The following is a 21,017-nucleotide window of genomic DNA, read 5'->3' as shown; positions in this document are numbered from 1 at the left end:
GGCACTGGACGTGCCGCTCCCCCACCCGCTCATTGGCAGAGGTGGGGCGAACCAGGCTTCGCCCTGGCGCTTCTGAAAAAGACCCGGAGGGTCTGATTCAGCGTTTTAACTGACTAGGGCCTCTGCGCATGTCGCTACCTTTCGTATTCCGCACCATCGAACTGGACGGCCAGACCATCCGTACTGCCGTTCGCCCCGGCAATGGCGAGATGACGCCCCTGCTGATTTTCAACGGCATCGGCGCCAACCTTGAGCTGGTCATGCCCTTCGTACGCGCCCTCGACCCAGGCCTGGAAGTGATTGCCTTCGACGTCCCCGGCGTTGGCGGCTCCTCCACACCTAGCACGCCGTATCGCTTCCCTGGCCTGGCTAAACTGGCCGCACGGATGCTCGACTACCTCGACTACGGTCAAGTCAATGCGATTGGCGTGTCCTGGGGCGGCGCCCTGGCGCAGCAGTTCGCCCATGATTATCCGGAACGCTGCAAGAAGCTGATCCTTGCCGCCACCTCAGCCGGCGCGGTGATGGTCCCTGGCAAACCCAAGGTGCTCTGGTGCATGGCCAGTCCGCGGCGCTATGTGCAGCCGTCCTACGGCGTACAGATTGCTCCGGAGATTTATGGTGGTGCGTTCCGCCGTGACCCCAAGCTGGCCTTGGCGCATGCCAGTAAGGTCCGTTCGGGCGGTAAGATGGGCTACTACTGGCAGCTGTTCGCCGGCCTCGGCTGGACCAGCATCCATTGGTTGCACAAGATCCGTCAGCCGACCCTGGTGATGGCCGGTGACGATGACCCGCTGATCCCACTGGTGAATATGCGCCTGCTGGCCTGGCGCATTCCCAACTCGGAATTGCACGTGATCGACGATGGCCATCTGTTCCTGGTGACCCGCGCTGAAGCGGTTGCGCCAATCATCATGAAATTCCTGGAAGAGGAACGTCAGCGCGCAGTCATGCACCCACAGCCCTTGCCCGCGCGCACTCACGGTTAATCACCACCCACACAAGCTGTTCGCACCGGGAAGGTGCTGACAGCGCAGCGCTTGACCCACTTTCGGGCACGTTGTATTACCTGAGAATTGCCGCGCGGCAGTCTGGAATGCACTTGCGCGCGCCTTGGTACAAGGCTTGCTGACCAAGGGTCTGTTGCTGTTTCACTTGCGCGTCACGTAGCCGCGCACCAGCAGCAATAAACGCAACTAGCAATTTTGCAGTCTCACGGTTTGACGACGGAGTGTTGCCCAATGCGAGACCTACCCGCCAAACGCGCGTTACCCGCTAACAAAAGCGTGATGAACGTACAAAATGCGGTGGTCGGCCTGCGCGGCCGCGACCTGCTCTCCACCCTACGCGCGCTGGCCCTGCAAGGGGTCAAGCAACCCATCCACAGCGCTCGCCATGCACTAGCCCTCGGTGGCCAACTGGGTCGCGTACTGCTCGGCGACAAGCCGTTCAAGGTCAATCCGCAAGACCCGCGCTTTGCCGACCCGACCTGGCGTGAAAACACACTCTACAGTCGCAGCCTGCAAGGCTATCTGGCCTGCCAGAAACAGCTGAACAGCTGGATCGATGAGAGCAACCTGGACGCCGACGATCGGGCCCGTGCGCGCTTTGTCACCACCCTGCTCGGTGATGCCCTGGCGCCGTCTAACACCTTGCTTAATCCACAGGTAATCAAAGAACTGTTCAACAGCGGTGGCAGTAGCCTGTTTAAAGGCGCGAGCCACTTGTTTGATGACTTGGTGAACAACGACGGCATGCCCAGCCAGGTCAGCAAGCATGCCTTCGAGGTCGGCCGTAACCTGGCCACTACCAGCGGCGCCGTGGTGTTTCGCAGCGAACTACTGGAGCTGATCCAGTACAAGCCGATGAGCGAAAAGCAGTACGCCAAACCGCTGTTGATCGTGCCGCCGCAAATCAACAAGTTCTATATCTTCGACCTCTCCAGCGAGAAGAGCTTCGTCCAATACGCCCTGAAAAACGGCTTGCAGACGTTCGTGGTCAGCTGGCGAAACCCCGATCCCAAGCATCGTGAGTGGGGCCTGTCGAGCTATGTGGAAGCCCTGGAGGTCGCCATTGATGCCTGCCGCGAGATCACCGGCAGTAAAGACGTCAACTTGCTCGGCGCCTGCGCTGGCGGCCTGACCATTGCCGCCTTGCAGGGCCACCTGCAGGCCAAACGCCAGCTGCGCAAAGTGGCCAGCGCCACCTATATGGTCAGCCTGCTCGATAGCCAGATCGACAGCCCAGCCATGTTGTTTGCCGACGAGAAAACCCTGGAAGCCGCCAAACGCCGCTCTTATCAGCAAGGCGTACTGGATGGTCGCGACATGGCGCGGGTGTTTGCCTGGATGCGCCCCAATGACCTGATCTGGAATTACTGGATCAACAACTATCTGCTCGGCAAACAGCCACCGGCCTTCGACATTCTCTACTGGAACAACGACAACACCCGCCTGCCCGCCGCCCTGCATGGCGACCTGATCGACTTTTTCAAACACAACCCACTGACCCACCCACGCGGCCTGGAAGTCTGTGGCACACCGATTGATCTACGCAAAGTCAACGTGGATAGCTTCAGCGTCGCGGGCATAAACGACCACATCACCCCTTGGGATGCGGTGTACCGCTCGACCTTACTGCTGGGCGGTAACCGGCGCTTTATCCTGTCCAACAGCGGGCATATCCAGAGCATTCTCAATCCACCGGGCAACCCCAAATCCAACTACCTGGAAAGCCCCAAACTCACCGGCGACCCGCGCGCCTGGTATCACGACGCCGAACACCTGCCGGGCAGTTGGTGGCCGGTATGGCTGAGCTGGATGCAAGAGCGTTCCGGCGAACAGCGCGATACCCAGATGACGCTGGGCAACCCGGACTACCCGGCCATGGAGGCTGCACCGGGCACTTACGTGCACGTGCGTTAACGCACCGCCCCAACCATCATCAACCGTGGCGCAGCCTGCTGCGCCACGCCACTTCAAACTCTCTGCGCACAGAATAAGAAGAACCAATGAAGACCCGTGACAAAATCCTTGAGTGCGCCCTGCTGCTGTTCAACCAGAAGGGGGAACCGAATGTCTCCACCCTGGAAATCGCCAACGAGCTGGGCATCAGCCCGGGCAACCTGTACTACCACTTTCACGGCAAAGAACCGCTGATCCTTGGTTTGTTCGAACGTTTTCAGGCCGAACTCGCCCCGCTGCTTTCGCCGCCCGAAGACGCGCAGCTGGATGTGGAAGACTACTGGCTATTTCTGCACCTGATCGTCGAGCGCCTGGCCCACTACCGCTTTTTGTTCCAGGACCTGTCCAACCTGACCAGCCGCCTGCCCAAGCTTGAACGCGGCATGCGCCATTGGCTCAATAGCTTAAAACGCACCTTGGCCGAACTGCTGGCGCAACTGCAGATCGAGGGCCAACTGCGCAGCGATACCCAGGCGCTGGGGCAACTGGTCGAGCAGATAACCCTGACCCTGATGTTCTCCCTCGACTACCAGCGCATCATTGGCCGCGAAGGTGAGAGTCGCCTGGTGGTGTATCAAGTGATGATGCTGGTAGCCCCGCACCTGGCCGAAGAACCCCGTTACGCCGCCGAACACTTGGCGCAGCGCTACCTGGAAGATTAAGCCCGCACAAACGCAAACGCCCGGCATGAGCCGGGCGTTTGCGTGAGCTGCAGCGCAGTCTTACGACTGTGTGGCAGGTGTTACCGGTGCAGCTGGCACAACGGCCACAGCAGGCGCGGCAGGTGCAGCGACTACCGGCGCAGCGGGCTTGGCCGCAGCAGGTTTGGCTGCCGGCTTAGCGGCGGGCTTGGCCGCTGGTTTTACCGCAGGCTTCGCAGCGGCTTTAGCAGCTGGCTTAGCCGCAGCCTTGGCGGCTGGTTTAGCAATGGCTTTGGCAGCGGGCTTCGCCGCAGGTTTAGCGGCCGGCTTGGCGGCTACTTTCTTGACGGCAGGCTTAACCGATTTGACCGAGACACCGGTCAGCTGCTCGATCTGCTTGGTCAGGCTTTCAACTTTTGCATTGAGCGCTTTCACTTCATTGCGGCTCGGTACACCCAGGCGCGAAATGGCATTGTTCAGACGCTTATCGAAGGCTTCTTCCAGCTCGTTCCACTTGCCCATCGCCTTGTCTTTAACTTCATCAACGCGCGACTTAGCGGTGTCCACTTTCATGTTCACGTTGCTTTTCACAGCGCCAACTTGCTTGTCGACTTCGCTCTTGGCTTGCTTCTCAGCTTTTTCGCCATCCTTGACCAGCGTGTCGAACAGCTTGTTGCCGTCCTTGCTGACCTTGGAATAGGCGCCCAAACCTGCCAACCAGATTTGACGCGAGTATTTTTCGACTTCGCCGACCCAAGAGGTGGCTTGCTTTTCAGTTTTCTTTTTGACGGCCATTCTGCAGCTCTCCTTATTTGGTGCGCGCGACGTGATCGAGCAACGCGCTCAACTCGTCGAGCTTAGCAGACAGGACTTCTACGTCCTGCTTAGACGGGATGCCCAGGCGGTTTAGGGCACTGGCTACACGGTTATCGAACGCCTTCTCGATTTTGTCGAGACGCCCCTCAAACTTATCTTTGACGCTGCTGACATTGCTGGTGACGGTGTTCTTCACACTGTCGATCTGGCTGTTGGCCGCTTCAACTTGTTCGTTGACCAGCTTCTTGCCTTGTTTTTCAACGCCTTCGCCGCTTTTCACGAGTTCTTTGAAGTACTCGGAACCTTCTTGACCGGCTTTGGCGTAAGCGCCCAGACCCGCCAGCCAGATTTTGCGGGCGTAAACTTTTGCGTCGCTCAGCACGCTGCTGGTTTCTTCAACGACGGCTTTCTTTTTAACGGCAACTTTCGACATGGTGCACCTCACTCTAATGTTTCGAGGAAACGCCCACGGAATGCAGGCTTAGCAACACGGTATCGATGAAAATTAGAAACCGCATACTAAGCCGCTTAAAAACTGCCGAAGCCTGTTGTCAGGCCTGCAGGTTCTTATCCAGCGCGTCTTCGATTTCGCGCTTGATGCTGCTGCTCATCGCCGAGAGCAACAAGCCCAGGCTGAGCTGCACACGCACACTGCTTTCATGCACCTCAATACGGCCGTCAGCACCGCTGCGTTTGAATTCCAGGTTGTCGCCATTCCAGCGGTAACGCACGTCATATTCGCGCGCCAGTCGTTCGGCCAGTTGCTCGGCTTTCTCACGGGCGGCCTCGCGGCCTAGGTTGTGGGGGCGTTCAACGGTGATCTTGGCCATGGCATTTCTCCTCGCCAGTTAACTGCGACCTTAGGGTTTGTTATCGTTTCAGCGCGGCCGCGCCGAAGCCTGTTTTAGCGCGAGACAAGGCACGAGACACGAAGTTTGGCGTTCCAAATGAGTGTCGAGAAACGCCGTATCGCGCTAAAACAGGCACGGCCCTTCGGGTTGCGCGCAAAACCTCGCCAAGCGGTGTTGGAGGACTTGGCAAGGGAACACCATTACCAGCGTCCTCCGCCTAGCCTGGCGAGGTTTTGCGCGGCAACGCGACTCGTGCCGAAACGACAACAGACCCTAGATTGCGAGACTATAGCAAGCTGCACACATGCAAAGCCCTTAGGCTTTTACTTCACGCGTGCGGTTTGGAGCCTATGCCCGCATTTAGGTTTAGAATGGCCGCCTCTTTGATTCAGCCTCTCTGTTTAGGAAAGGGCACGATGAACGACCCGCGCAAGAACAGCGACAGCGAACCCACCACGCATTTTGGCTTCCAGGATGTGCCGGAAAGCCAAAAGGCGGAAAAAGTCGCCGAAGTTTTCCACTCGGTGGCAGCCAAGTACGACCTGATGAACGATGTGCTGTCCGGCGGCATGCACCGCCTGTGGAAGCGCTTCACCATTGAACTGTCCGGCGTGCGCAGCGGCAACCGGGTGTTGGATATCGCCGGCGGTACCGGCGATCTGGCCCGCAAGTTCTCCAGCCTGGTTGGCCCAACCGGCGAAGTGGTACTGGCCGATATCAACGAGTCGATGCTGCGCGTTGGCCGTGATCGTCTGCTCGACAAAGGCGTGGCCGGCAACGTCAGCTTCGTCCAGGCCGACGCGGAGAAACTGCCGTTCCCAGATAACCATTTCGACGTGGTGACCATCGCCTTCGGCCTGCGCAACGTGACGCACAAAGAAGACGCCATCCGCTCAATGTTGCGGGTGCTCAAGCCCGGTGGCCGCCTGCTGATCCTGGAGTTCTCCAAGCCTTCCAGCCCGCTGCTGTCGAAGTTTTACGACGCGTATTCGTTCAAGTTCATGCCGTTGGCCGGCAAGCTGATCACCAACGACGCCGAAAGCTACCGCTACCTGGCCGAATCGATCCGCATGCACCCGGATCAGGACACCCTCAAGGCGATGATGGTTGAAGCCGGCTTCGAGCGCGTGACCTTCCACAACATGACCGGCGGTATCGTCGCCCTGCACCGCGGCATCAAGCCCTGATGTTAATCACCGGGCTGCTGGCCGGGGTCGAGCTTGGCCTCAATCGCGTATTGGCCATGGACAGCACGGCGCTGCCACGCCTGGCGCGCTTGAGCGGCCGAGTCATCGCCGTGGAATGCACGGCGCCGAGCCTGCAACTGTTTATTCTGCCCAGCGCGACCGGCCTGCAATTAGCCGCGCAGTGGGCCGGTGAGGCCGATTGCAGCCTACGCGCGCCGGCGGCCAGCCTAGTACGCCTGGCCACCAGTAAGAATAAGACCAGCATCCTGCACAGCCCCGAAGTCAGCCTGGATGGTGACAGCGCCGCCCTGCTGGAACTGGCCGGCATCCTTCAGGACCTCGAACTGGACTGGGAGTATGAGCTGTCACGCTGGCTCGGCCCGGTTGGCAGTCAGTTGCTCGGGGGCCACTTGCGCAGCCGAGTGAGCTGGAGCAGCCAAGCTCTCGACAGCCTGCGCCTGAACCTGGCTGATTACCTCAGCGAAGAGTCCCGCAGCCTGGTCGGCCAGCGTGAGGCCGATGCGCGCTTCGCCGAACTCGATCACCTGAAGCTGTCACTCGACCGTCTCGATGCCCGCATTGAGCGCCTTGCCCAAAACCATAAGCCTATCGAATGAAGCTGCTTGCCGTCCGTCGTCTGCTGCGCATTCAGCGCGTGGTTATCCGCTATCAACTGGATGACCTGTTGTTCGCCCTGCCGCTGCCCTTGTGGGCGCGCGTGCTGCGCTATGCCTTGCCGTGGCGCTGGCTGCCGCGCACCTCGCTCGACCTGTCACGCGGCGCACGCCTGCGCTTGGCATTGGAAGAGCTGGGGCCGATCTTCATCAAATTCGGCCAGGTGCTCTCAACCCGCCGCGACCTGCTGCCACTGGATATCGCCGATGAGCTGGCCAAGCTGCAGGACCGGGTGCCGCCGTTTGATCCGGCCAAAGCCCAAGCCCTGATTGAAGCGCAACTGGGGGCCAAGGTCAGCGAGGTGTTTGCCCGCTTCGATACCCAGCCGCTGGCGTCCGCCTCGGTGGCGCAGGTGCATGGCGCACAACTGAAAAGCGGCGAAGAAGTGGTGGTCAAGGTGATTCGCCCCGGCCTGGAACCGGTGATCGAGCAAGACATCGCCTGGCTGTTCCTGCTCGCCAAAATAGCCGAGAAGTCCTCCGCCGATGCACGCCGCCTGCGCCCGGTGGAAGTGGTCAGCGATTACGAGAAAACCATCTACGACGAACTTGACCTGCTACGCGAAGCGGCCAACGCCAGTCAGTTACGGCGCAATTTCGAAGGCTCGCAGCTGCTCTATGTCCCTCAGGTTTACTGGGACTTGTGCCGACCGAAAGTACTGGTGATGGAGCGCATCTATGGCATTCAGGTCACCGATCTGGCGACCCTGGCTGACCAGCGCACCGACATGAAGCTGCTGGCCGAACGCGGCGTAGAGATCTTCTTCACCCAAGTGTTCCGCGACAGCTTCTTTCACGCCGACATGCACCCCGGCAATATCTTCGTCAGCACCCGCACACCGTGGAACCCGCAGTACATTGCCATCGACTGCGGCATCATCGGCAGCCTGACCGCCGAAGATCAGGACTACCTGGCGCGTAACCTGCTGGCCTTTTTCAAGCGTGACTACCGCCGTGTGGCGCAGCTGCATATCGACTCTGGCTGGGTGCCCGCCGAGACCAAGGTGAATGATTTCGAGGCCGCCATCCGCACCGTCTGCGAACCGATTTTTGAGCGGCCACTGAAAGATATTTCTTTTGGCCAGTTGCTGCTGCGTCTGTTCCAGACCGCGCGGCGCTTCAATATGGAAGTGCAACCGCAGCTGGTCCTATTGCAGAAGACCCTGCTGAATATCGAAGGCCTCGGCCGCCAGCTCTACCCGGATCTTGATCTGTGGAGCACTGCTCAGCCGTTCCTTGAGCGCTGGATGCGCGAGCGCATCAGCCCCCTGCATCTGCTACGGAACCTGCAACTGCAAGCTGAGCAGGTCCCGCACCTGTCGCAAATCGCCCGCGAGACGCTGGAGCGGCTTAACCAGCAACCCGCGCAGCGTCAGGAGCAGCCGGCGACTACTCAGCACTGGCTGGGACGGCTGTTGGGCGCGGCACTGATTGCCGGTGCCGTCAGCCAAGGCCTGACCTTGACCCTGCTCGCCTGGCCGAGCTGGGTAATGGCTGTGGCGGGGGTTTATCTGGTGTTGCGATAGCCACACTGGGTGCGCACTGGCACACTAGCTTTCTGAACCAAGCAGCCCGTTACGGGCGGATATAGCGATGACTGACTGGCTCGACGAAATCAACTGGAACAGCGACGGCCTGGTGCCGGCAATCGCTCAGGACCACCAAACCGGCCGTGTACTGATGATGGCCTGGATGAACCGTGAAGCCCTGGCGCTGACGGCCACCGAGCAGCGCGCCGTCTACTGGTCGCGTTCGCGCGGTAAGCTGTGGCGCAAGGGTGAAGAGTCCGGCCATGTGCAGAAGCTCCACGAACTGCGCCTGGACTGCGATGCTGACGTGATCATCATGAAGGTCGAACAACTGGGCGGCATCGCCTGCCACACAGGCCGCGAAAGCTGCTTTTACCGCGTATTCGATAACGGCAGCTGGAAAACCGTCGATGCGGTGATCAAAGATCCGCACGCCATTTATGCAGCAGGACACAACCATGAGTGACACGGCCATGACCGACACCCTGAGCCGCCTGGCCGACGTGCTGGAGTCGCGCAAAGGCGCGGCCGCCGACAGCTCCTATGTCGCCAGCCTGTACCACAAGGGCCTGAACAAGATTCTGGAAAAGGTCGGTGAGGAATCGGTGGAAACCATTCTGGCGGCCAAAGATGCTGCCGTCAGTGGTGACTGCAGCGACGTCATCTACGAAACCGCCGACCTGTGGTTCCACAGTTTGGTCATGCTTGCCGCCCTCGGCCAGCACCCGCAAGCGGTACTGGACGAACTGGACCGGCGCTTCGGCCTGTCCGGACACGCGGAAAAAGCCGCTCGCCCACAAAACTAATCAACCTCTTACTACGGAGTACGCGTTATGGGATTCGGTGGCATTAGCATCTGGCAACTGGTGATCATCCTGCTGATCGTGGTCATGCTGTTCGGCACCAAGCGCCTCAAGGGCCTGGGCTCCGATCTCGGCGATGCGATCAAGGGTTTCAAAAAATCCATGGGTAACGAAGACGACAAACCTGCCGTAGAAGACCCCAAAGGCCAGACCATTGACGCCCAGGCGCGCAAGGTCGAAGAGCCGGCGAAAAAAGACTAAGCCATGTTCGATATTGGTTTTACCGAGCTGCTGCTGGTGGGCATCGTCGCCCTGCTGGTATTGGGCCCTGAGCGCCTGCCCGGTGCTGTGCGCACCGCCGGGCTGTGGATCGGCCGGATCAAACGCAGCTTTAGCGCGATCAAGGCTGAGGTCGAGCGCGAGATCGGCGCAGACGAAATCCGCCGCCAGCTGCATAACGAGCAGATTCTCGACCTTGAGCGAGAAATGAACGCGGCCAAGCAAAAACTCAATGCGCCACTCAGCAGCCTGGGCGAAACCACCCCCACGCCCGAAAAAAGCAGCCAGGATAAAAGCCCGCAGCCATGAGCCAACGACCGGACAGCGACCAGGAAATGCCCCTGGTCTCACACCTGACTGAGCTGCGCACCCGCCTGCTGCGTATTGTCGGGGCCGTATTCCTGCTATTTGCCGGGCTGTTCTATTTTTCCCAGGACATTTACGCCCTGGTTGCCGCACCGCTGCGCGCTTACTTGCCGGAAGGCGCGACGATGATCGCCACTGGCGTGGCCTCGCCCTTCCTCACACCCTTCAAGCTGACGCTGATGGTCGCGTTGTTCCTGGCGATCCCGATCATCCTGCATCAGATCTGGGGCTTTATCGCGCCGGGCCTGTACAAGCATGAAAAGCGTATTGCCGTACCGCTGCTGATTTCCAGCATTCTGCTGTTTTACGGCGGCATGGCCTTCGCCTACTTTGTAGTATTCCCGATCATGTTTGGCTTCTTCGCCAGCGTGACCCCGGAAGGCGTGGCGATGATGACCGACATCGGCCAGTACCTGGATTTTGTCCTCACCCTGTTCTTCGCCTTTGGCGTCGCCTTCGAGATCCCGATCGCCACCTTCCTCCTGATCTGGATCGGCGTGGTTGATGTCGCCACCCTGCGTAAAAGTCGCCCCTACGTGGTGGTTGGCTGCTTTGTGGTCGGCATGGTGCTGACGCCGCCCGACGTGTTCTCGCAGACGTTGCTAGCACTGCCCATGTGGATGCTGTTTGAGGCCGGTTTGTTGTGCGGCAGCCTGGTCAAGCGACGCACTGAAGAAGATGCAGCGGAGAACCCCAACAGCGAAGACGCGCCCAACGATCAACCGCCAGCCGCACAACCTTGAACCTGCTGCTACTCGAAGACGGCGACTTTATCGCCGCCGACCGCGTGCTGCTGAGCGGGCGCCGTCTTAAACACCTACAGGACGTGCACCGCGCAGAGGCCGGCGACAGCCTGCGGGTCGGACGCCTCAACGGCCTGATGGGCAGCGGCCAGCTGCTGCGCCTGGATGCCGAGCAGGCCGAACTGTCGGTGCAGTTCGATCAAGCGCCGCCTGAGAAACTGCTGCTTACCTTGCTACTGGCCCTGCCGCGGCCGAAGATGCTGCGGCGCGTGCTGCAAACCGTCAGCAGCATGGGCGTACCTCGGCTGATTCTGCTCAATAGCTACCGGGTAGAGAAAAGCTTCTGGCAGACCCCCTTTCTGGAGCCAGCAGCCATTCGCGAACAGCTGATTCTCGGCTTAGAGCAAGCCCGCGATACTGTGCTGCCCGAGGTGATCATCGAGAAGCGTTTCAAACCCTTCGTCGAAGATCATCTGCCACACCTCGCAGCCGGCACTCTCGGCCTGACCGGCCACCCCGGTGATTACCCCGCATGCCCGCGGGCTGTCGAGCAGCCCGTCACCCTGGCGATCGGCCCCGAAGGCGGCTGGATTCCATATGAAGTGGAAAAGCTGCAACAGGCCGGCCTGCAACCGGTGCAGCTGGGCGAACGCATTTTGCGCGTGGAAACAGCGGTGACCGCCTTACTGGCGCGGCTGTTCTAGTGAGCTGGCACCGGGCTGGCCGGGAGCGGCCTGCCTCTTAGCTTTCCAGCAAAAGTGTCACCGGCCCATCATTGACCAGATGCACCTGCATATCGGCACCGAACTGCCCGGTAGCCACTTGTGGGTGCTTGGCACGGGCTTGGCTGACCAGCTGATCAAACAACTCAGCCCCCAGCGCCGGCGGCGCAGCGCTGGAAAAGCCTGGGCGCAGGCCGCTCTTAGTGTCGGCCGCCAGGGTGAACTGCGAAACCAGCAACAGTCCGCCACCAACATCGCTGAGCGACAAATTCATCTTGCCCGCGGCGTCGCTGAACACCCGGTAATTGAGCAGCTTGTGGAGGATTTTTTCGACGCTGGCTGGAGTGTCTTGCGGCTCGACGCCGACCAGCGCCAGCAGGCCCTGATCAATCGCACCGACCACTTCGCCTTCTACTTCTACTCGGGCGCCACGCACCCGCTGAATCAGTGCCTTCATGCTTCATCCGGAGTCAGGTTGAGCAAGCGCCGCGCCATTTCATCTGCTGCCCGCACCAGGGCATCGGTAATGCCGACTTCAGCGGCGGAATGACCGGCGTCGCGAATGATCTGTAGCTCGCTGTTAGGCCAGGCCTGGTGTAGGGCCCAGGCGTTATCCAGCGGGCAGATCACGTCATAACGGCCATGCACGATGACCCCGGGCAGATGGGCGATCTTCGGCATATCACGCAGCAACTGATCCGGCTCAAGAAAGGCGTTGTTGACGAAATAATGGCATTCGATCCGGGCAATCGACAGCGCGCGATGGCTGTCGGTGAAGCGGTCGACAACGTGTGGGTTAGGCCGCAGGGTGGCAGTGCGACCTTCCCAGGTCGACCAGGCCTTGGCCGCGTGCATTTGGGCGATCTGATCAGGGCCAGTCAGGCGCTTATAGAACGCGTGCACCAGGTCAGCGCGCTCATCCAGCGGGATCGGCGCCAGGTAATCCTCCCAATAATCAGGGAACAGCCGGCTGGCACCAGCCTGATAAAACCAACTGATTTCCTGCGGACGACAAAGAAAGATGCCCCGCAGAATCAGCCCATGCACGCGTTGCGGATGTGCCTGCGCATAGGCCAGGGCCAAGGTCGAGCCCCAAGAGCCGCCGAACAGTACCCACTTGTCGATACCCAACTGCTCGCGGATCACTTCCATGTCCTCGATCAACGCCTGGGTGGTGTTGTTTTCCAGGCTGGCGTGAGGGGTGGATCGCCCACACCCGCGCTGGTCTAAGGTCACGATGCGGTAAAGATTAGGATCGAAATAGCGGCGACTGGCCGCATCACAACCCGCACCAGGACCGCCATGGATAAACACCACGGGCAAGCCATCCGGCGAACCGCTTTCGTCCACATACAGCACATGCGGTGCCTGCACCGCCAGCTCATGACGGGCGTAGGGTTTAATCTCCGGATACAAGGTCTGCATGGCATGCTCCTGACTTGACCTGAATAAAGCGTTGCGTAACGTTGACGAGCTTGCGCAGGATAACCGCGGCGCAGCCGCTTGACGCTCTGCCGGGCATCATAACCATGAAACAGGAGTTGAGCATGCCAACACGGATATTTGCCTTGGCTTTCGTACTGTTTTGCACCCTGCTCGCCGGTTGCGGCGCTAAGGACGAGCCGCAGGCCGCGCTGGAAGCCGCCGTGCAACAACTGCAGGACAACCTGGAAGCGAAGAACAACAGCGCAGTGCTTGACCAGTTGCACCCACAGTTCTCGGCCCAAGGAGAATTGGATCGCGATTGGGCGAAGCGCACCCTGTTGCTGCTGTTTATGCGCCACAAGAACATCAAGGTGCTGGCCCTGAGCAAGCACAGCGACCTCGACGCGACCTACCGTGAGAAAGGCCACACGGAGGCTCAGATTGGCCTGACCGGCGCCGAAGGCCTGATCCCCGACAGCGCGCGCCATTACAGCGTGAAGCTGGAGTGGTGGCGGGAAGGCGATGAGTGGAAGCTGGCACGCTTGAACTGGTGAAGCCCGCCGCGCCCTTGGGCGCGACGGATTAGCGACTTACAGATCCCAGTTGAGAGACAGGTTGAGCCCATGCAGACGGTCATCAGTACCGCGGAACTGGTACGCCGCGCGCACCTGTAGCCCCTCGGCCAAAACATGACTGACACCGACCCCGGCGAGGGTCTGGCCGCTGGCGGCTGTATGCCCTTGCAACTCGAAATCATGGCCGGGTACCGAATTGAGGCCCATGCGCAGATCGCGGCGATCATCCTCAAACTCACGCTCACGGGCGATCTCGGCAAACACCTCGGTCGCGGCAGTGAGTTGGTAATTGGCTTGGATACCCACGCCCAGGCGCTGGCTGTCACGCTGCTGCTTGCCGTAGTTGAGCGCCGTCGAACGCACGCCATCCTCTTGGTAGCCGTCTACATCCATCTGGGCATAGTCACCGCTGACAAACGGACTGACCCGCCAACCCGTCCCTGCATTGGCCAGGTCATAACCCAAACGCCCGGACAAGGCCCAGAGCTGCCCATCGGTAGAGCCTTTCTCGCTGCGCTGGGAAATACCCAGGGCGAACTGGCGGTTGAGGTCGTTGTAATCCAAATAACCCACACTAAGGCCGGCATCAGCCCACACACGGCCCTGCTGATACTGGGCAAAGGCGCTGAGCAGGTAGCTACGCAGGTCGTACTCAGAGTCCGCCGCCCCCACCTCTAAAGTCTGTTGCTGTAGACCCAGAGCAAGACCTAGACGCCATTGTTGATTGAGTCGGTAGCTCCCCCCAGATTGATGCCCAGGCCATTACTGTCACCGCCTGCCACCGTGTCGGCACGCTCAAACCGCTGACGCAGGCCACTGGCCCCCACAATGCTGCGCCACTGGCCAACCGCCTGCCAAGTGCCGCGGTCAGCCTGCCACTCACTGCGCAAATATTGCTGATGACCGTTAAGGCTGGCCATGGCCATCTCTGGCAGCAGCGACACTTCCCAAGGTGCGCCGAGAATCGAATAGATATAGTCGGCACTGATCTGCTGCACGGCAGAGGTGGGGTGCACACCGTCATTGAACATCAGTCGATTCGGGTTCGGCGTCAGCCCGCCAATCCCCCATGTGGGGTCGGCCAGGCAGCTGTCCCCGCTGAAACAAACGTCGGTCTGACTGACGAGTGGGTCAAAGCCGAACGTTGCCAAGTCCCCCTTTACTTCGTTTAACAGGCTGCGGAAGTTAAGCAGAATGACGTTACCACCGAGGGCTGAAAGTTGACTGCCCAGTTCGGCGTTAAGCAGCCCGGAAGCGCCCGACCAGGCCGCGCGAAAACCGCTACCAAAGCCCGCCGGGGTTAACCCCACATCCGGCAAATCAGACACGACAATGGTTCTTGCCCCCGCACGTTGCAGCTCCGCGACACCTGCCACTAGATCTGCTGCGGCCGCTGCAGCAGTGGCCTGATTGGTCACAATACCCTGCAAGACATCATTACCGCCGCCATTGATATAGAACAGCGCATTGGGGTCCACCCGTGGCACGTCCACTAAATAACCATTGCGTGTACGCACGGTCCCACCTCCCGCATCCACCACCGAGCCATTGGCAGAGGTGATCGACGCCAGTACTTGATCCGTGCGATAGCCACCCACCGCATAGTTAGTGCCATCGGCGTTGCCCGTTAAGGCTTGCGGCAAAATAGGGGTTGAGGGTAGCGCCTGCAGCCCCAGCATCGACGCCAAACGCTGAGTTGAAACAGCATCGAAATACTCGGTGTTATTACCTAGGTAACTTGGCCCCGTACGGTTGGTGAAGCGCAGACCGCCAGTGGGGTTACCGCCCAGCAAAGGACTACCGAGATCCGGGAACTGACCGCTATCGCTCAAGGAGTCGCCGAAGATGACCAGCTGAGAGTACGGCATGGCATGCGCCGCAGTGGACAACCCTGCGAGCAGAACTGCAGAGGTTAAAACTTTGAGAGAGGGAAACATGGCGCACCTTTTTGTTATTTTTTTACCGAAGGGACGCAAGGAAATTAGTGAGAACACGTGCACACAACTATCCCCCAAACGGGTGAGCTGGGGCGTTATTGAGCCCATGAATAGGCTCAGATCGTTCGTGGAGACAACATGTTGCAACGCTTCAGAAACTGCGCCAGACACCCAGCATCACGCCTGGCGAGTCAGCCATGAATTCATGGCTGACCAAGCGCGCAAGGCTGCAGGTCGAGTCATTAAGCTGCTTGCAGAGCACGCAGGGTGGTGAGGCAAACAACGGCGGGCGGATATGCCCGCAGATACCGCTGGCTATCTACTGAAGGCCAACAGCGGGGCGCAGGCGGCATGGGTGAGCGCCGCCGAGCAGAAATACGTACACACGCTGCGCTGAGTTAGCGCGATTGCTCCATCTCGGCATCCGTGCGCCGCCAGATCAACTCACGCGTGTCATAGCCGCGACTGCGCGCTTCTTCGAGTAGCGTTGCGCGGTTTTGCGAGCTGAGCTCCTGATCACGCGTCAACAGCCAGAGGTACTGGCGATTGGGGTGGCCGACCAGTGCTGTTTGATAGTTGTCATCCAGGTAGAGCACCCAGTACTCGCCCTTGGTCAGACCGGGCAGTAAGTTACTGGCCCAGTTATCGAAGCGCACCCACAGCTTGCTGGTTTCGCCTGGCACCTGAGCCACGGCCTGGCCCTGCACTTGCTGCACGTCGCCATCGAAGGTACGGCAGCGGTTGATCACGCCAAGCGCGCCACCTTCTTGCACGCTGTAAATGGCCTCGGACTGCGCGCAGTTGCGCTGGAAGAACATCGGCAAACGCGCCTGTTCATACCACGTGCCCTGATAGCGCTGCAGATCAACCTGCTCCACGGTTTTCGGCGGCACTGTTCCCGTACCGGAGTTCGCACATCCCGCCAAGGCTACCGCTGCGGCCAACACCGCCAGCAGGCGCATCACTGCAGTCCCTTGCCGGAAAACAGCAAGACCTGCTCACCCGCGTACTGCACGCTGATAAAGCGCTGCTCATTGCCCCAAGTGCAGCTGGAGATACCGAGGGCACCGGAACACTCAGATGGTTTACCCAGCAAGTTTTCGACCTCGACCTTGCTCATCCCCGGCTTAAGCTGGGCGTAATTATCCTGATTGACCTTGTTGCAAGCCGCCAATAACAGGCAACTGGCAAATAGTGCGGCAACACGCAGAGACATAAAGAACTCCAGAGGGAATAACCAAGACCAGCTTGGCATAGCAATAACCAACCTGCTCGCTTGGACGCTAAAAGCGCGAGCCTGGTTCCAGCAGAAAGGCAGATTCTTCAGCGCTGGAGCTACGCCCAAGAATTTGATTGCGATGGGGGAAACGGCCAAAACGGGCGATGACCCGCTGATGACGCTCGGCATAGTCCAAGTAACCGGCAAACAGCTCGTGCTCGGCGGCTGTCGCCTCCTGAGTAAGCGCTTGAAACAGCCGAACGGCCTGATTCTGTAGCGCCAGGTCCTCGGCATGTTCGAGCACCAGGTAGACAAATACCCGCTGAATCGGCGGTAACTGCTGATCCCACCCTTGGGCCAGCCCGCGCAACGCTGACGCACGGGCCAGTGCGTCGCCAGCAAAGGCGCGCGGGGTGTCACGAAAAATCATGCGCGGCAGCTGATCGAGCAATAGCAAGGTTGCCAGCCAGCCTGCAGGCTCGCCAAGCCAGTCGTGCAATTGCCCGGCGAGCGCCTGTTCGACCAGCCCGCCAAATTGCTCGCGGGCCAGTTCATCCTGGCGATCCTGCTTGGCAAACCAGAGCGCTGTGCGGCTGGCGGCCACCTCAGCAGCTGTCGCATCGGGACCGCTGCCGGCCGCACCGAACCACCAGTCGAGCAACGGCTGCCAGGGCGCGCTCATTGCTTACTCGCGGTGATAGGCGCTGATGCGTAGCACTTCTTCCTTCGAACCGAGGAAGACCGCGACACGCTGGTGCAGCGAGGTCGGCTGAATATCGAGGATACGCTGGGTGCCGTTGGTGGCCACGCCGCCAGCCTGTTCGATGATCATCGCCATCGGATTGGCTTCATACATCAGGCGCAGCTTGCCCGGCATTGACGGGTCACGGCTGTCGCGTGGGTACATAAATACGCCGCCACGGGTGAGGATGCGATGCACATCGGCAACCATCGCTGCGACCCAGCGCATGTTGTAGTTCTTGCCCAACGGTCCGGTCTCGCCTGCCAGCAACTCACTGACGTAACGCTGTACCGGCGCTTCCCAATGGCGCTGATTGGACATGTTGATGGCGAACTCTTTGGTGGCTTCCGGCACCTTGATGTCATCGTGGGTCAGAACGAAGCTGCCCAGTTCGCGGTCGAGGGTGAAGCCTTTGACGCCGTCACCGAGGGTCAACATCAGCATGGTCTGCGGGCCGTAGATCGCATAACCGGCGCACACCTGCTCGGTACCCGGCTGCAGGAAGGCTTCTTCGCCCAGGTCACCCTCAGCGCCGTTGCGGTCTGGGCAACGCAGCACCGAGAAGATGGTGCCGACCGAGACGTTCACGTCGATGTTGCTGGAGCCGTCCAGCGGATCGAATACCAGCAGGTAAGCACCTTTCGGGTACTTGCCAGGGATCTGGTAAGCGTTGTCCATCTCCTCGGAGGCCATGCCGGCCAGGTGACCGCCCCACTCGTTGGCTTCCAGCAGAATCTCGTTGGAAATCACGTCGAGCTTTTTCTGCACCTCGCCCTGCACGTTTTCGGTGCCCATGCTGCCCAATACGCCGCCCAGTGCGCCCTTGGATACCTGATGGCTGATTTCCTTACAGGCGCGGGCCACTACTTCGATAAGAAACCGCAAATCCGCCGGAGTATTGTTGCTGCGGGTTTGTTCAATCAGGTAGCGGCTGAGGGTAACGCGGGACATGGAGGGCTCCGGAGGGTATGAAATCGCGCGCAGTTTACCTCTTTAGAGGGCAACGTGCCTTAGCGCTGGATGGAAGGCTGCGTCCAGCCACTCAGGCCAGACTGCACACCCGATTACGTCCTTCGTGCTTGGCCTGATAAAGCGCGGCATCGGCCACTTGCAACAACTCATCCAACGCCTGCCCTTGCTCAGGCCACAGCGCCAGGCCAGCCGACAGGGTCACATAGCGGGCGCCGCCGCGTGTTGGCAGCGGGTGGGCCGCTAGCTCACGGCAGATGGAATCCAAGCGCGCGCGTGCCTCTGGAGCATCGGCACGGGGCAGAATCAGCAGGAACTCTTCGCCACCAATGCGAAATACCGCATCCGAACTGCGCAGATTCTCCAACAAGTGCTGCGCGACGCCCTTGAGCACATCATCGCCTTCTAAGTGACCGTACTCGTCGTTGAGTAGCTTGAAGTGATCAAGGTCGATCAGGGCCAGTGAAATCGGCGAATGCTCACGCTGCGCCACCGCCAGCTCACGGGCAAAGAACTCATCCAGATAACGGCGGTTGTACAGCCCAGTGAGCGGATCACACAGTGCCTGTTCCTGCAGCTGCTCATGCAGCCTGGTGATGGTGCGCAAACGCTCTTCACTCAAGGCAAGGGCTTCGGCCAGTTTCAATTCGCTGAGATGCCGCTGGGTAACATCACGCAAATAGAGCATTTGCCCCAGCGTTAACGTGCCACGCTGGGTAATCCGCTCGATGGCGCGTATGCGTACTTCGAAATAACGGGCTGAGCTGGCCAGGGTCAGTAACCGGTCATGCTCAACCTGCACCGATTGGCTCAACAGCTGGTGCAAATCCGCGCCGAGGATCGGCCAATCCACCAACTGTCGCCCCTGCCAGCCACTGCGCAGGCCAACCAGCTTTAAGGCTGCCGGGTTGGCCTCAATCACGCGCAACTGTGCATCCACCACCAACACCGGGTCGAGCAGCGCATCCAGTAACAGATGACGGGCCACGGGCAGTAGGTCAAACAGCCGCACCCCCACAATCAACCAGGCAAACGCCACCAAGGTAAAAGCAAAACTGAAGGGCGTCGGGTCGAAGCCGAACAGCATCCAGCCGAACACCACATAGCTGATATTGGCGACCCAGGGCACCGCCGTGACGACAACGAAGGCCAAATAGTGGCGACGGTGTACGCCATAGCTGACGATGGCCGCGCGCAGCACCACGCCCATGCAGAAGGTCATAAACAGGTAGACATACACGGCCGCGGCGTAGAACAGCGGCCCATGTTGGTAGCGGATGGGCGCGCCCGGCGCATCGCTCATTGGCGCCGTGCCGGCAGCGTAAAACAAGCCATGCCAGGGATTGCTTAGGGCAACCAGCCAAATCAACAACGGCACCACGGCCAGGCCTAGCGTGCTGCGCAGCGGCAACGGCTGCCGTACGCTGTTGACGTACTGCCAGAGGAATACCGCCCAAAAGGTCGGCGTCATCAGAATCCCCGGCCAAGCCATGCTCGCCCAGAACACTTTGCACTGCGGGCCTTGCGCCGCCATTTCCAGACTCGCCGCAACCATCCACCAGAGACTGGCCAGATGCAGCACGATAAAGCTCTCGCGCCCGGGGAAATAGCGCTGGCGCTTAACCCAGCGCGCCAGCAACAGCACGCCAATGCACACCGCGCCCGTCAAAAGCACCGGGGCACTCAGCGCCCAGCCGGAATTACCGCAGGCATTCATCGGGAGGGCACTGTCAGGGAGAACAGCTGTATGTGATCGCCCGTCACATCCGGCAAGCACGCGGAGAAGCCCAAAAGACGGGTCATAGTTGTAATACGCAAGGGCCTTCCTGACCTCTAACGCCGAACAATTGAAGGCGCTAACCATACTGCAAAATCGTTAAAGGGCCTGCCTTTATTTCTGCGTGCAAGCGCTACCCGGTACTCGGCTGGCAAACAGACGCCGCGCCGCCGAGGCAGCCGCATCCTATCTAATAGCGCGAAACACTCGACGCATCAGCGCAAACAAGACCATTCCTCCGCCACGCAGCCGTACAAAAGATGACCAGCGAGCAGATTGTCATTCCAAAAAACTTCAGGCCCGCTATCATCGCCCGCCGCCTAACCGACGCACGCCCTCGCTGATGAAAAACAACCTGATTGCCGCAGCCGAACTCGACCGCCTGGACACCTGGGCCAAATACACTGCTGACATGTGCCACAGCTGCATGTCCAGCTGCTGCACGCTGCCGGTCGAGGTGCGCCTCAACGACCTGATCCGCATTGGCGTGGTCGACGAGTTTGAGCGCAGCGAGCCGCTGAAAAATATCGCCAAGCGCCTGCAAAAAGACGGCCTGGTCGAACGTTTCCACCAGAAGTCGGGCATCTTCACCCTGGTGCGCATGAGCAACAACGACTGCTACTACCTCGATCGTAAAACCCGCCTGTGCACCATCTACGAAAAGCGCCCGGACACCTGCCGCAACCACCCGAAGATCGGCCCGCGCCCAGGTTATTGCGCGTACAAGCCAAAGAGCTAAGTAACGGGGTTGAGCGGATGCGCGGCGCAATCGCTCGCCTGGAAAAACGTGTGCGCTAGC

General features: G+C 60.0%; 24 protein-coding genes and 1 pseudogene. 14 read left to right on the top strand and 11 right to left on the bottom strand.

What is annotated here, in order from left to right:
* Nucleotides 1-128: 128 nt before the first annotated feature.
* From phaZ to ACEPAJ_RS05305, 3 genes are all read left to right on the top strand, one after another.
* A complete protein-coding gene (phaZ, locus tag ACEPAJ_RS05315) occupies nt 129-989 on the top strand; it encodes a poly(3-hydroxyalkanoate) depolymerase (RefSeq protein WP_322949901.1) in 861 nt (286 codons plus the stop codon).
* 252 nt (nt 990-1,241) lie between these two features.
* Nucleotides 1,242-2,924: a class II poly(R)-hydroxyalkanoic acid synthase gene (gene phaC / locus ACEPAJ_RS05310; RefSeq protein WP_425913953.1), complete on the top strand. Its 1,683-nt coding sequence runs from the start codon at nt 1,242-1,244 to the stop codon at nt 2,922-2,924.
* An 86-nt stretch (nt 2,925-3,010) separates the two neighbouring features.
* Nucleotides 3,011-3,625, top strand: coding sequence for a TetR/AcrR family transcriptional regulator (locus tag ACEPAJ_RS05305; protein ID WP_425913952.1), 615 nt, complete (start codon nt 3,011-3,013; stop codon nt 3,623-3,625).
* 60 nt (nt 3,626-3,685) lie between these two features.
* On the opposite strand, the gene ACEPAJ_RS05300 is transcribed toward ACEPAJ_RS05305, so the two are convergent.
* The 3 genes from ACEPAJ_RS05300 to ACEPAJ_RS05290 all read right to left on the bottom strand — a co-directional run bounded on the left by ACEPAJ_RS05300 (nt 3,686) and on the right by ACEPAJ_RS05290 (nt 5,250).
* Nucleotides 3,686-4,399 carry a phasin family protein gene (locus tag ACEPAJ_RS05300; protein WP_425913950.1) on the bottom strand — a complete coding sequence of 238 codons (714 nt, stop codon included), beginning with the start codon at nt 4,397-4,399 and terminating at the stop codon, nt 3,686-3,688.
* Nucleotides 4,400-4,412: 13 nt separating this feature from the next.
* Nucleotides 4,413-4,853, bottom strand: coding sequence for a phasin family protein (locus tag ACEPAJ_RS05295; protein WP_274087601.1), 441 nt, complete (start codon nt 4,851-4,853; stop codon nt 4,413-4,415).
* Nucleotides 4,854-4,971: 118 nt separating this feature from the next.
* The gene (locus ACEPAJ_RS05290) at nt 4,972-5,250 is read right to left on the bottom strand and encodes a polyhydroxyalkanoic acid system family protein (RefSeq protein WP_274087602.1); all 279 of its coding nucleotides are present in this window, start codon (nt 5,248-5,250) and stop codon (nt 4,972-4,974) included.
* A gap of 437 nt (nt 5,251-5,687) precedes the next feature.
* On the opposite strand from ACEPAJ_RS05290, the gene ubiE reads away from it, so the two are divergent.
* From ubiE to ACEPAJ_RS05245, 9 genes are all read left to right on the top strand, one after another.
* Nucleotides 5,688-6,458 carry a bifunctional demethylmenaquinone methyltransferase/2-methoxy-6-polyprenyl-1,4-benzoquinol methylase UbiE gene (gene ubiE, locus ACEPAJ_RS05285; RefSeq protein ID WP_425913947.1) on the top strand — a complete coding sequence of 257 codons (771 nt, stop codon included), beginning with the start codon at nt 5,688-5,690 and terminating at the stop codon, nt 6,456-6,458.
* Entirely contained in the window at nt 6,458-7,075 is a 618-nt protein-coding gene (locus ACEPAJ_RS05280) for a ubiquinone biosynthesis accessory factor UbiJ (protein ID WP_425913945.1), read from the top strand. Before ubiE ends, ACEPAJ_RS05280 begins: the two co-directional genes overlap by 1 nt.
* Complete coding sequence (ubiB, locus tag ACEPAJ_RS05275) at nt 7,072-8,658, top strand: ubiquinone biosynthesis regulatory protein kinase UbiB (protein WP_425913944.1); 1,587 nt, start codon at nt 7,072-7,074, stop codon at nt 8,656-8,658. The genes ACEPAJ_RS05280 and ubiB overlap by 4 nt, the downstream gene beginning before the upstream one ends.
* 67 nt (nt 8,659-8,725) lie before the next feature.
* Nucleotides 8,726-9,127 carry a phosphoribosyl-AMP cyclohydrolase gene (hisI, locus tag ACEPAJ_RS05270; RefSeq protein ID WP_425913943.1) on the top strand — a complete coding sequence of 134 codons (402 nt, stop codon included), beginning with the start codon at nt 8,726-8,728 and terminating at the stop codon, nt 9,125-9,127.
* A 7-nt stretch (nt 9,128-9,134) separates the two neighbouring features.
* Nucleotides 9,135-9,467 (top strand): phosphoribosyl-ATP diphosphatase, encoded by a 333-nt coding sequence (locus tag ACEPAJ_RS05265; RefSeq protein ID WP_425917949.1) that lies wholly within the window; start codon nt 9,135-9,137, stop codon nt 9,465-9,467.
* 27 nt (nt 9,468-9,494) lie between these two features.
* On the top strand, nt 9,495-9,725 hold the full coding sequence (gene tatA / locus ACEPAJ_RS05260; protein ID WP_425913941.1) for a twin-arginine translocase TatA/TatE family subunit: 231 nt from the start codon (nt 9,495-9,497) through the stop codon (nt 9,723-9,725).
* A 3-nt stretch (nt 9,726-9,728) separates the two neighbouring features.
* Nucleotides 9,729-10,052, top strand: a complete 324-nt coding sequence (gene tatB, locus ACEPAJ_RS05255; protein ID WP_425913940.1) for a Sec-independent protein translocase protein TatB — start codon at nt 9,729-9,731, stop codon at nt 10,050-10,052.
* On the top strand, nt 10,049-10,852 hold the full coding sequence (gene tatC / locus ACEPAJ_RS05250; RefSeq protein ID WP_425913938.1) for a twin-arginine translocase subunit TatC: 804 nt from the start codon (nt 10,049-10,051) through the stop codon (nt 10,850-10,852). The genes tatB and tatC overlap by 4 nt, the downstream gene beginning before the upstream one ends.
* Nucleotides 10,849-11,556 (top strand): 16S rRNA (uracil(1498)-N(3))-methyltransferase, encoded by a 708-nt coding sequence (locus tag ACEPAJ_RS05245; protein ID WP_425913937.1) that lies wholly within the window; start codon nt 10,849-10,851, stop codon nt 11,554-11,556. The genes tatC and ACEPAJ_RS05245 overlap by 4 nt, the downstream gene beginning before the upstream one ends.
* 37 nt (nt 11,557-11,593) lie before the next feature.
* Here ACEPAJ_RS05245 and dtd read toward each other — a convergent pair whose 3' ends face one another.
* Both dtd and pip read right to left on the bottom strand, forming a co-directional pair.
* A complete protein-coding gene (gene dtd / locus ACEPAJ_RS05240; protein WP_425913936.1) occupies nt 11,594-12,031 on the bottom strand; it encodes a D-aminoacyl-tRNA deacylase in 438 nt (145 codons plus the stop codon).
* Complete coding sequence (gene pip, locus ACEPAJ_RS05235) at nt 12,028-12,999, bottom strand: prolyl aminopeptidase (RefSeq protein ID WP_425913934.1); 972 nt, start codon at nt 12,997-12,999, stop codon at nt 12,028-12,030. The genes dtd and pip overlap by 4 nt, the downstream gene beginning before the upstream one ends.
* 122 nt (nt 13,000-13,121) lie before the next feature.
* Between pip and ACEPAJ_RS05230 the strand changes: the two genes are divergently transcribed.
* Complete coding sequence (locus tag ACEPAJ_RS05230; protein ID WP_425913933.1) at nt 13,122-13,553, top strand: hypothetical protein; 432 nt, start codon at nt 13,122-13,124, stop codon at nt 13,551-13,553.
* Nucleotides 13,554-13,589: 36 nt separating this feature from the next.
* Here ACEPAJ_RS05230 and ACEPAJ_RS05225 read toward each other — a convergent pair.
* The 6 genes and pseudogenes from ACEPAJ_RS05225 to ACEPAJ_RS05200 form a co-directional block, all read right to left on the bottom strand.
* Nucleotides 13,590-15,511: pseudogene (locus ACEPAJ_RS05225) on the bottom strand (autotransporter domain-containing protein).
* Between the two features lie 398 nt (nt 15,512-15,909).
* The gene (locus ACEPAJ_RS05220) at nt 15,910-16,473 is read right to left on the bottom strand and encodes a lipocalin family protein (RefSeq protein ID WP_425913931.1); all 564 of its coding nucleotides are present in this window, start codon (nt 16,471-16,473) and stop codon (nt 15,910-15,912) included.
* A complete protein-coding gene (gene bamE / locus ACEPAJ_RS05215; RefSeq protein ID WP_425913930.1) occupies nt 16,473-16,727 on the bottom strand; it encodes an outer membrane protein assembly factor BamE domain-containing protein in 255 nt (84 codons plus the stop codon). The genes ACEPAJ_RS05220 and bamE overlap by 1 nt, the downstream gene beginning before the upstream one ends.
* A gap of 67 nt (nt 16,728-16,794) precedes the next feature.
* Nucleotides 16,795-17,412, bottom strand: a complete 618-nt coding sequence (locus tag ACEPAJ_RS05210) for a DUF924 family protein (protein ID WP_425913929.1) — start codon at nt 17,410-17,412, stop codon at nt 16,795-16,797.
* Between the two features lie 3 nt (nt 17,413-17,415).
* Nucleotides 17,416-18,423, bottom strand: coding sequence for a class 1 fructose-bisphosphatase (locus ACEPAJ_RS05205; RefSeq protein WP_274087619.1), 1,008 nt, complete (start codon nt 18,421-18,423; stop codon nt 17,416-17,418).
* Nucleotides 18,424-18,514: 91 nt separating this feature from the next.
* Nucleotides 18,515-20,158 (bottom strand): histidine kinase N-terminal 7TM domain-containing diguanylate cyclase, encoded by a 1,644-nt coding sequence (locus ACEPAJ_RS05200; protein WP_425913927.1) that lies wholly within the window; start codon nt 20,156-20,158, stop codon nt 18,515-18,517.
* A 400-nt stretch (nt 20,159-20,558) separates the two neighbouring features.
* On the opposite strand from ACEPAJ_RS05200, the gene ACEPAJ_RS05195 reads away from it, so the two are divergent.
* A complete protein-coding gene (locus ACEPAJ_RS05195; RefSeq protein ID WP_274087687.1) occupies nt 20,559-20,957 on the top strand; it encodes a YkgJ family cysteine cluster protein in 399 nt (132 codons plus the stop codon).
* Nucleotides 20,958-21,017: the final 60 nt, after the last annotated feature.

The organism is Pseudomonas sp. GWSMS-1, assembly GCF_049847425.1.
Lineage (GTDB): Bacteria > Pseudomonadota > Gammaproteobacteria > Pseudomonadales > Pseudomonadaceae > Aquipseudomonas.
Note: the sequence above shows the minus strand (reverse complement) of the source record. Positions and strands in the feature narration are given on the sequence as shown.

Excerpts from the sequence above, each read along its gene's own strand:
- phaZ (WP_322949901.1), top strand. The coding sequence starts at position 129 with ATGTCGCTACCTTTCGTATTCCGCACCATCGAACTGGACGGCCAGACC.
- phaC (WP_425913953.1), top strand. The coding sequence starts at position 1,242 with ATGCGAGACCTACCCGCCAAACGCGCGTTACCCGCTAACAAAAGCGTG.
- ACEPAJ_RS05305 (WP_425913952.1), top strand. The coding sequence starts at position 3,011 with ATGAAGACCCGTGACAAAATCCTTGAGTGCGCCCTGCTGCTGTTCAAC.
- ACEPAJ_RS05300 (WP_425913950.1), bottom strand. The coding sequence starts at position 4,399 with ATGGCCGTCAAAAAGAAAACTGAAAAGCAAGCCACCTCTTGGGTCGGC.
- ACEPAJ_RS05295 (WP_274087601.1), bottom strand. The coding sequence starts at position 4,853 with ATGTCGAAAGTTGCCGTTAAAAAGAAAGCCGTCGTTGAAGAAACCAGC.
- ACEPAJ_RS05290 (WP_274087602.1), bottom strand. The coding sequence starts at position 5,250 with ATGGCCAAGATCACCGTTGAACGCCCCCACAACCTAGGCCGCGAGGCC.
- ubiE (WP_425913947.1), top strand. The coding sequence starts at position 5,688 with ATGAACGACCCGCGCAAGAACAGCGACAGCGAACCCACCACGCATTTT.
- ACEPAJ_RS05280 (WP_425913945.1), top strand. The coding sequence starts at position 6,458 with ATGTTAATCACCGGGCTGCTGGCCGGGGTCGAGCTTGGCCTCAATCGC.
- ubiB (WP_425913944.1), top strand. The coding sequence starts at position 7,072 with ATGAAGCTGCTTGCCGTCCGTCGTCTGCTGCGCATTCAGCGCGTGGTT.
- hisI (WP_425913943.1), top strand. The coding sequence starts at position 8,726 with ATGACTGACTGGCTCGACGAAATCAACTGGAACAGCGACGGCCTGGTG.
- ACEPAJ_RS05265 (WP_425917949.1), top strand. The coding sequence starts at position 9,135 with ATGACCGACACCCTGAGCCGCCTGGCCGACGTGCTGGAGTCGCGCAAA.
- tatA (WP_425913941.1), top strand. The coding sequence starts at position 9,495 with ATGGGATTCGGTGGCATTAGCATCTGGCAACTGGTGATCATCCTGCTG.
- tatB (WP_425913940.1), top strand. The coding sequence starts at position 9,729 with ATGTTCGATATTGGTTTTACCGAGCTGCTGCTGGTGGGCATCGTCGCC.
- tatC (WP_425913938.1), top strand. The coding sequence starts at position 10,049 with ATGAGCCAACGACCGGACAGCGACCAGGAAATGCCCCTGGTCTCACAC.
- dtd (WP_425913936.1), bottom strand. The coding sequence starts at position 12,031 with ATGAAGGCACTGATTCAGCGGGTGCGTGGCGCCCGAGTAGAAGTAGAA.
- pip (WP_425913934.1), bottom strand. The coding sequence starts at position 12,999 with ATGCAGACCTTGTATCCGGAGATTAAACCCTACGCCCGTCATGAGCTG.
- ACEPAJ_RS05230 (WP_425913933.1), top strand. The coding sequence starts at position 13,122 with ATGCCAACACGGATATTTGCCTTGGCTTTCGTACTGTTTTGCACCCTG.
- ACEPAJ_RS05220 (WP_425913931.1), bottom strand. The coding sequence starts at position 16,473 with ATGCGCCTGCTGGCGGTGTTGGCCGCAGCGGTAGCCTTGGCGGGATGT.
- bamE (WP_425913930.1), bottom strand. The coding sequence starts at position 16,727 with ATGTCTCTGCGTGTTGCCGCACTATTTGCCAGTTGCCTGTTATTGGCG.
- ACEPAJ_RS05210 (WP_425913929.1), bottom strand. The coding sequence starts at position 17,412 with ATGAGCGCGCCCTGGCAGCCGTTGCTCGACTGGTGGTTCGGTGCGGCC.
- ACEPAJ_RS05205 (WP_274087619.1), bottom strand. The coding sequence starts at position 18,423 with ATGTCCCGCGTTACCCTCAGCCGCTACCTGATTGAACAAACCCGCAGC.
- ACEPAJ_RS05200 (WP_425913927.1), bottom strand. The coding sequence starts at position 20,158 with ATGAATGCCTGCGGTAATTCCGGCTGGGCGCTGAGTGCCCCGGTGCTT.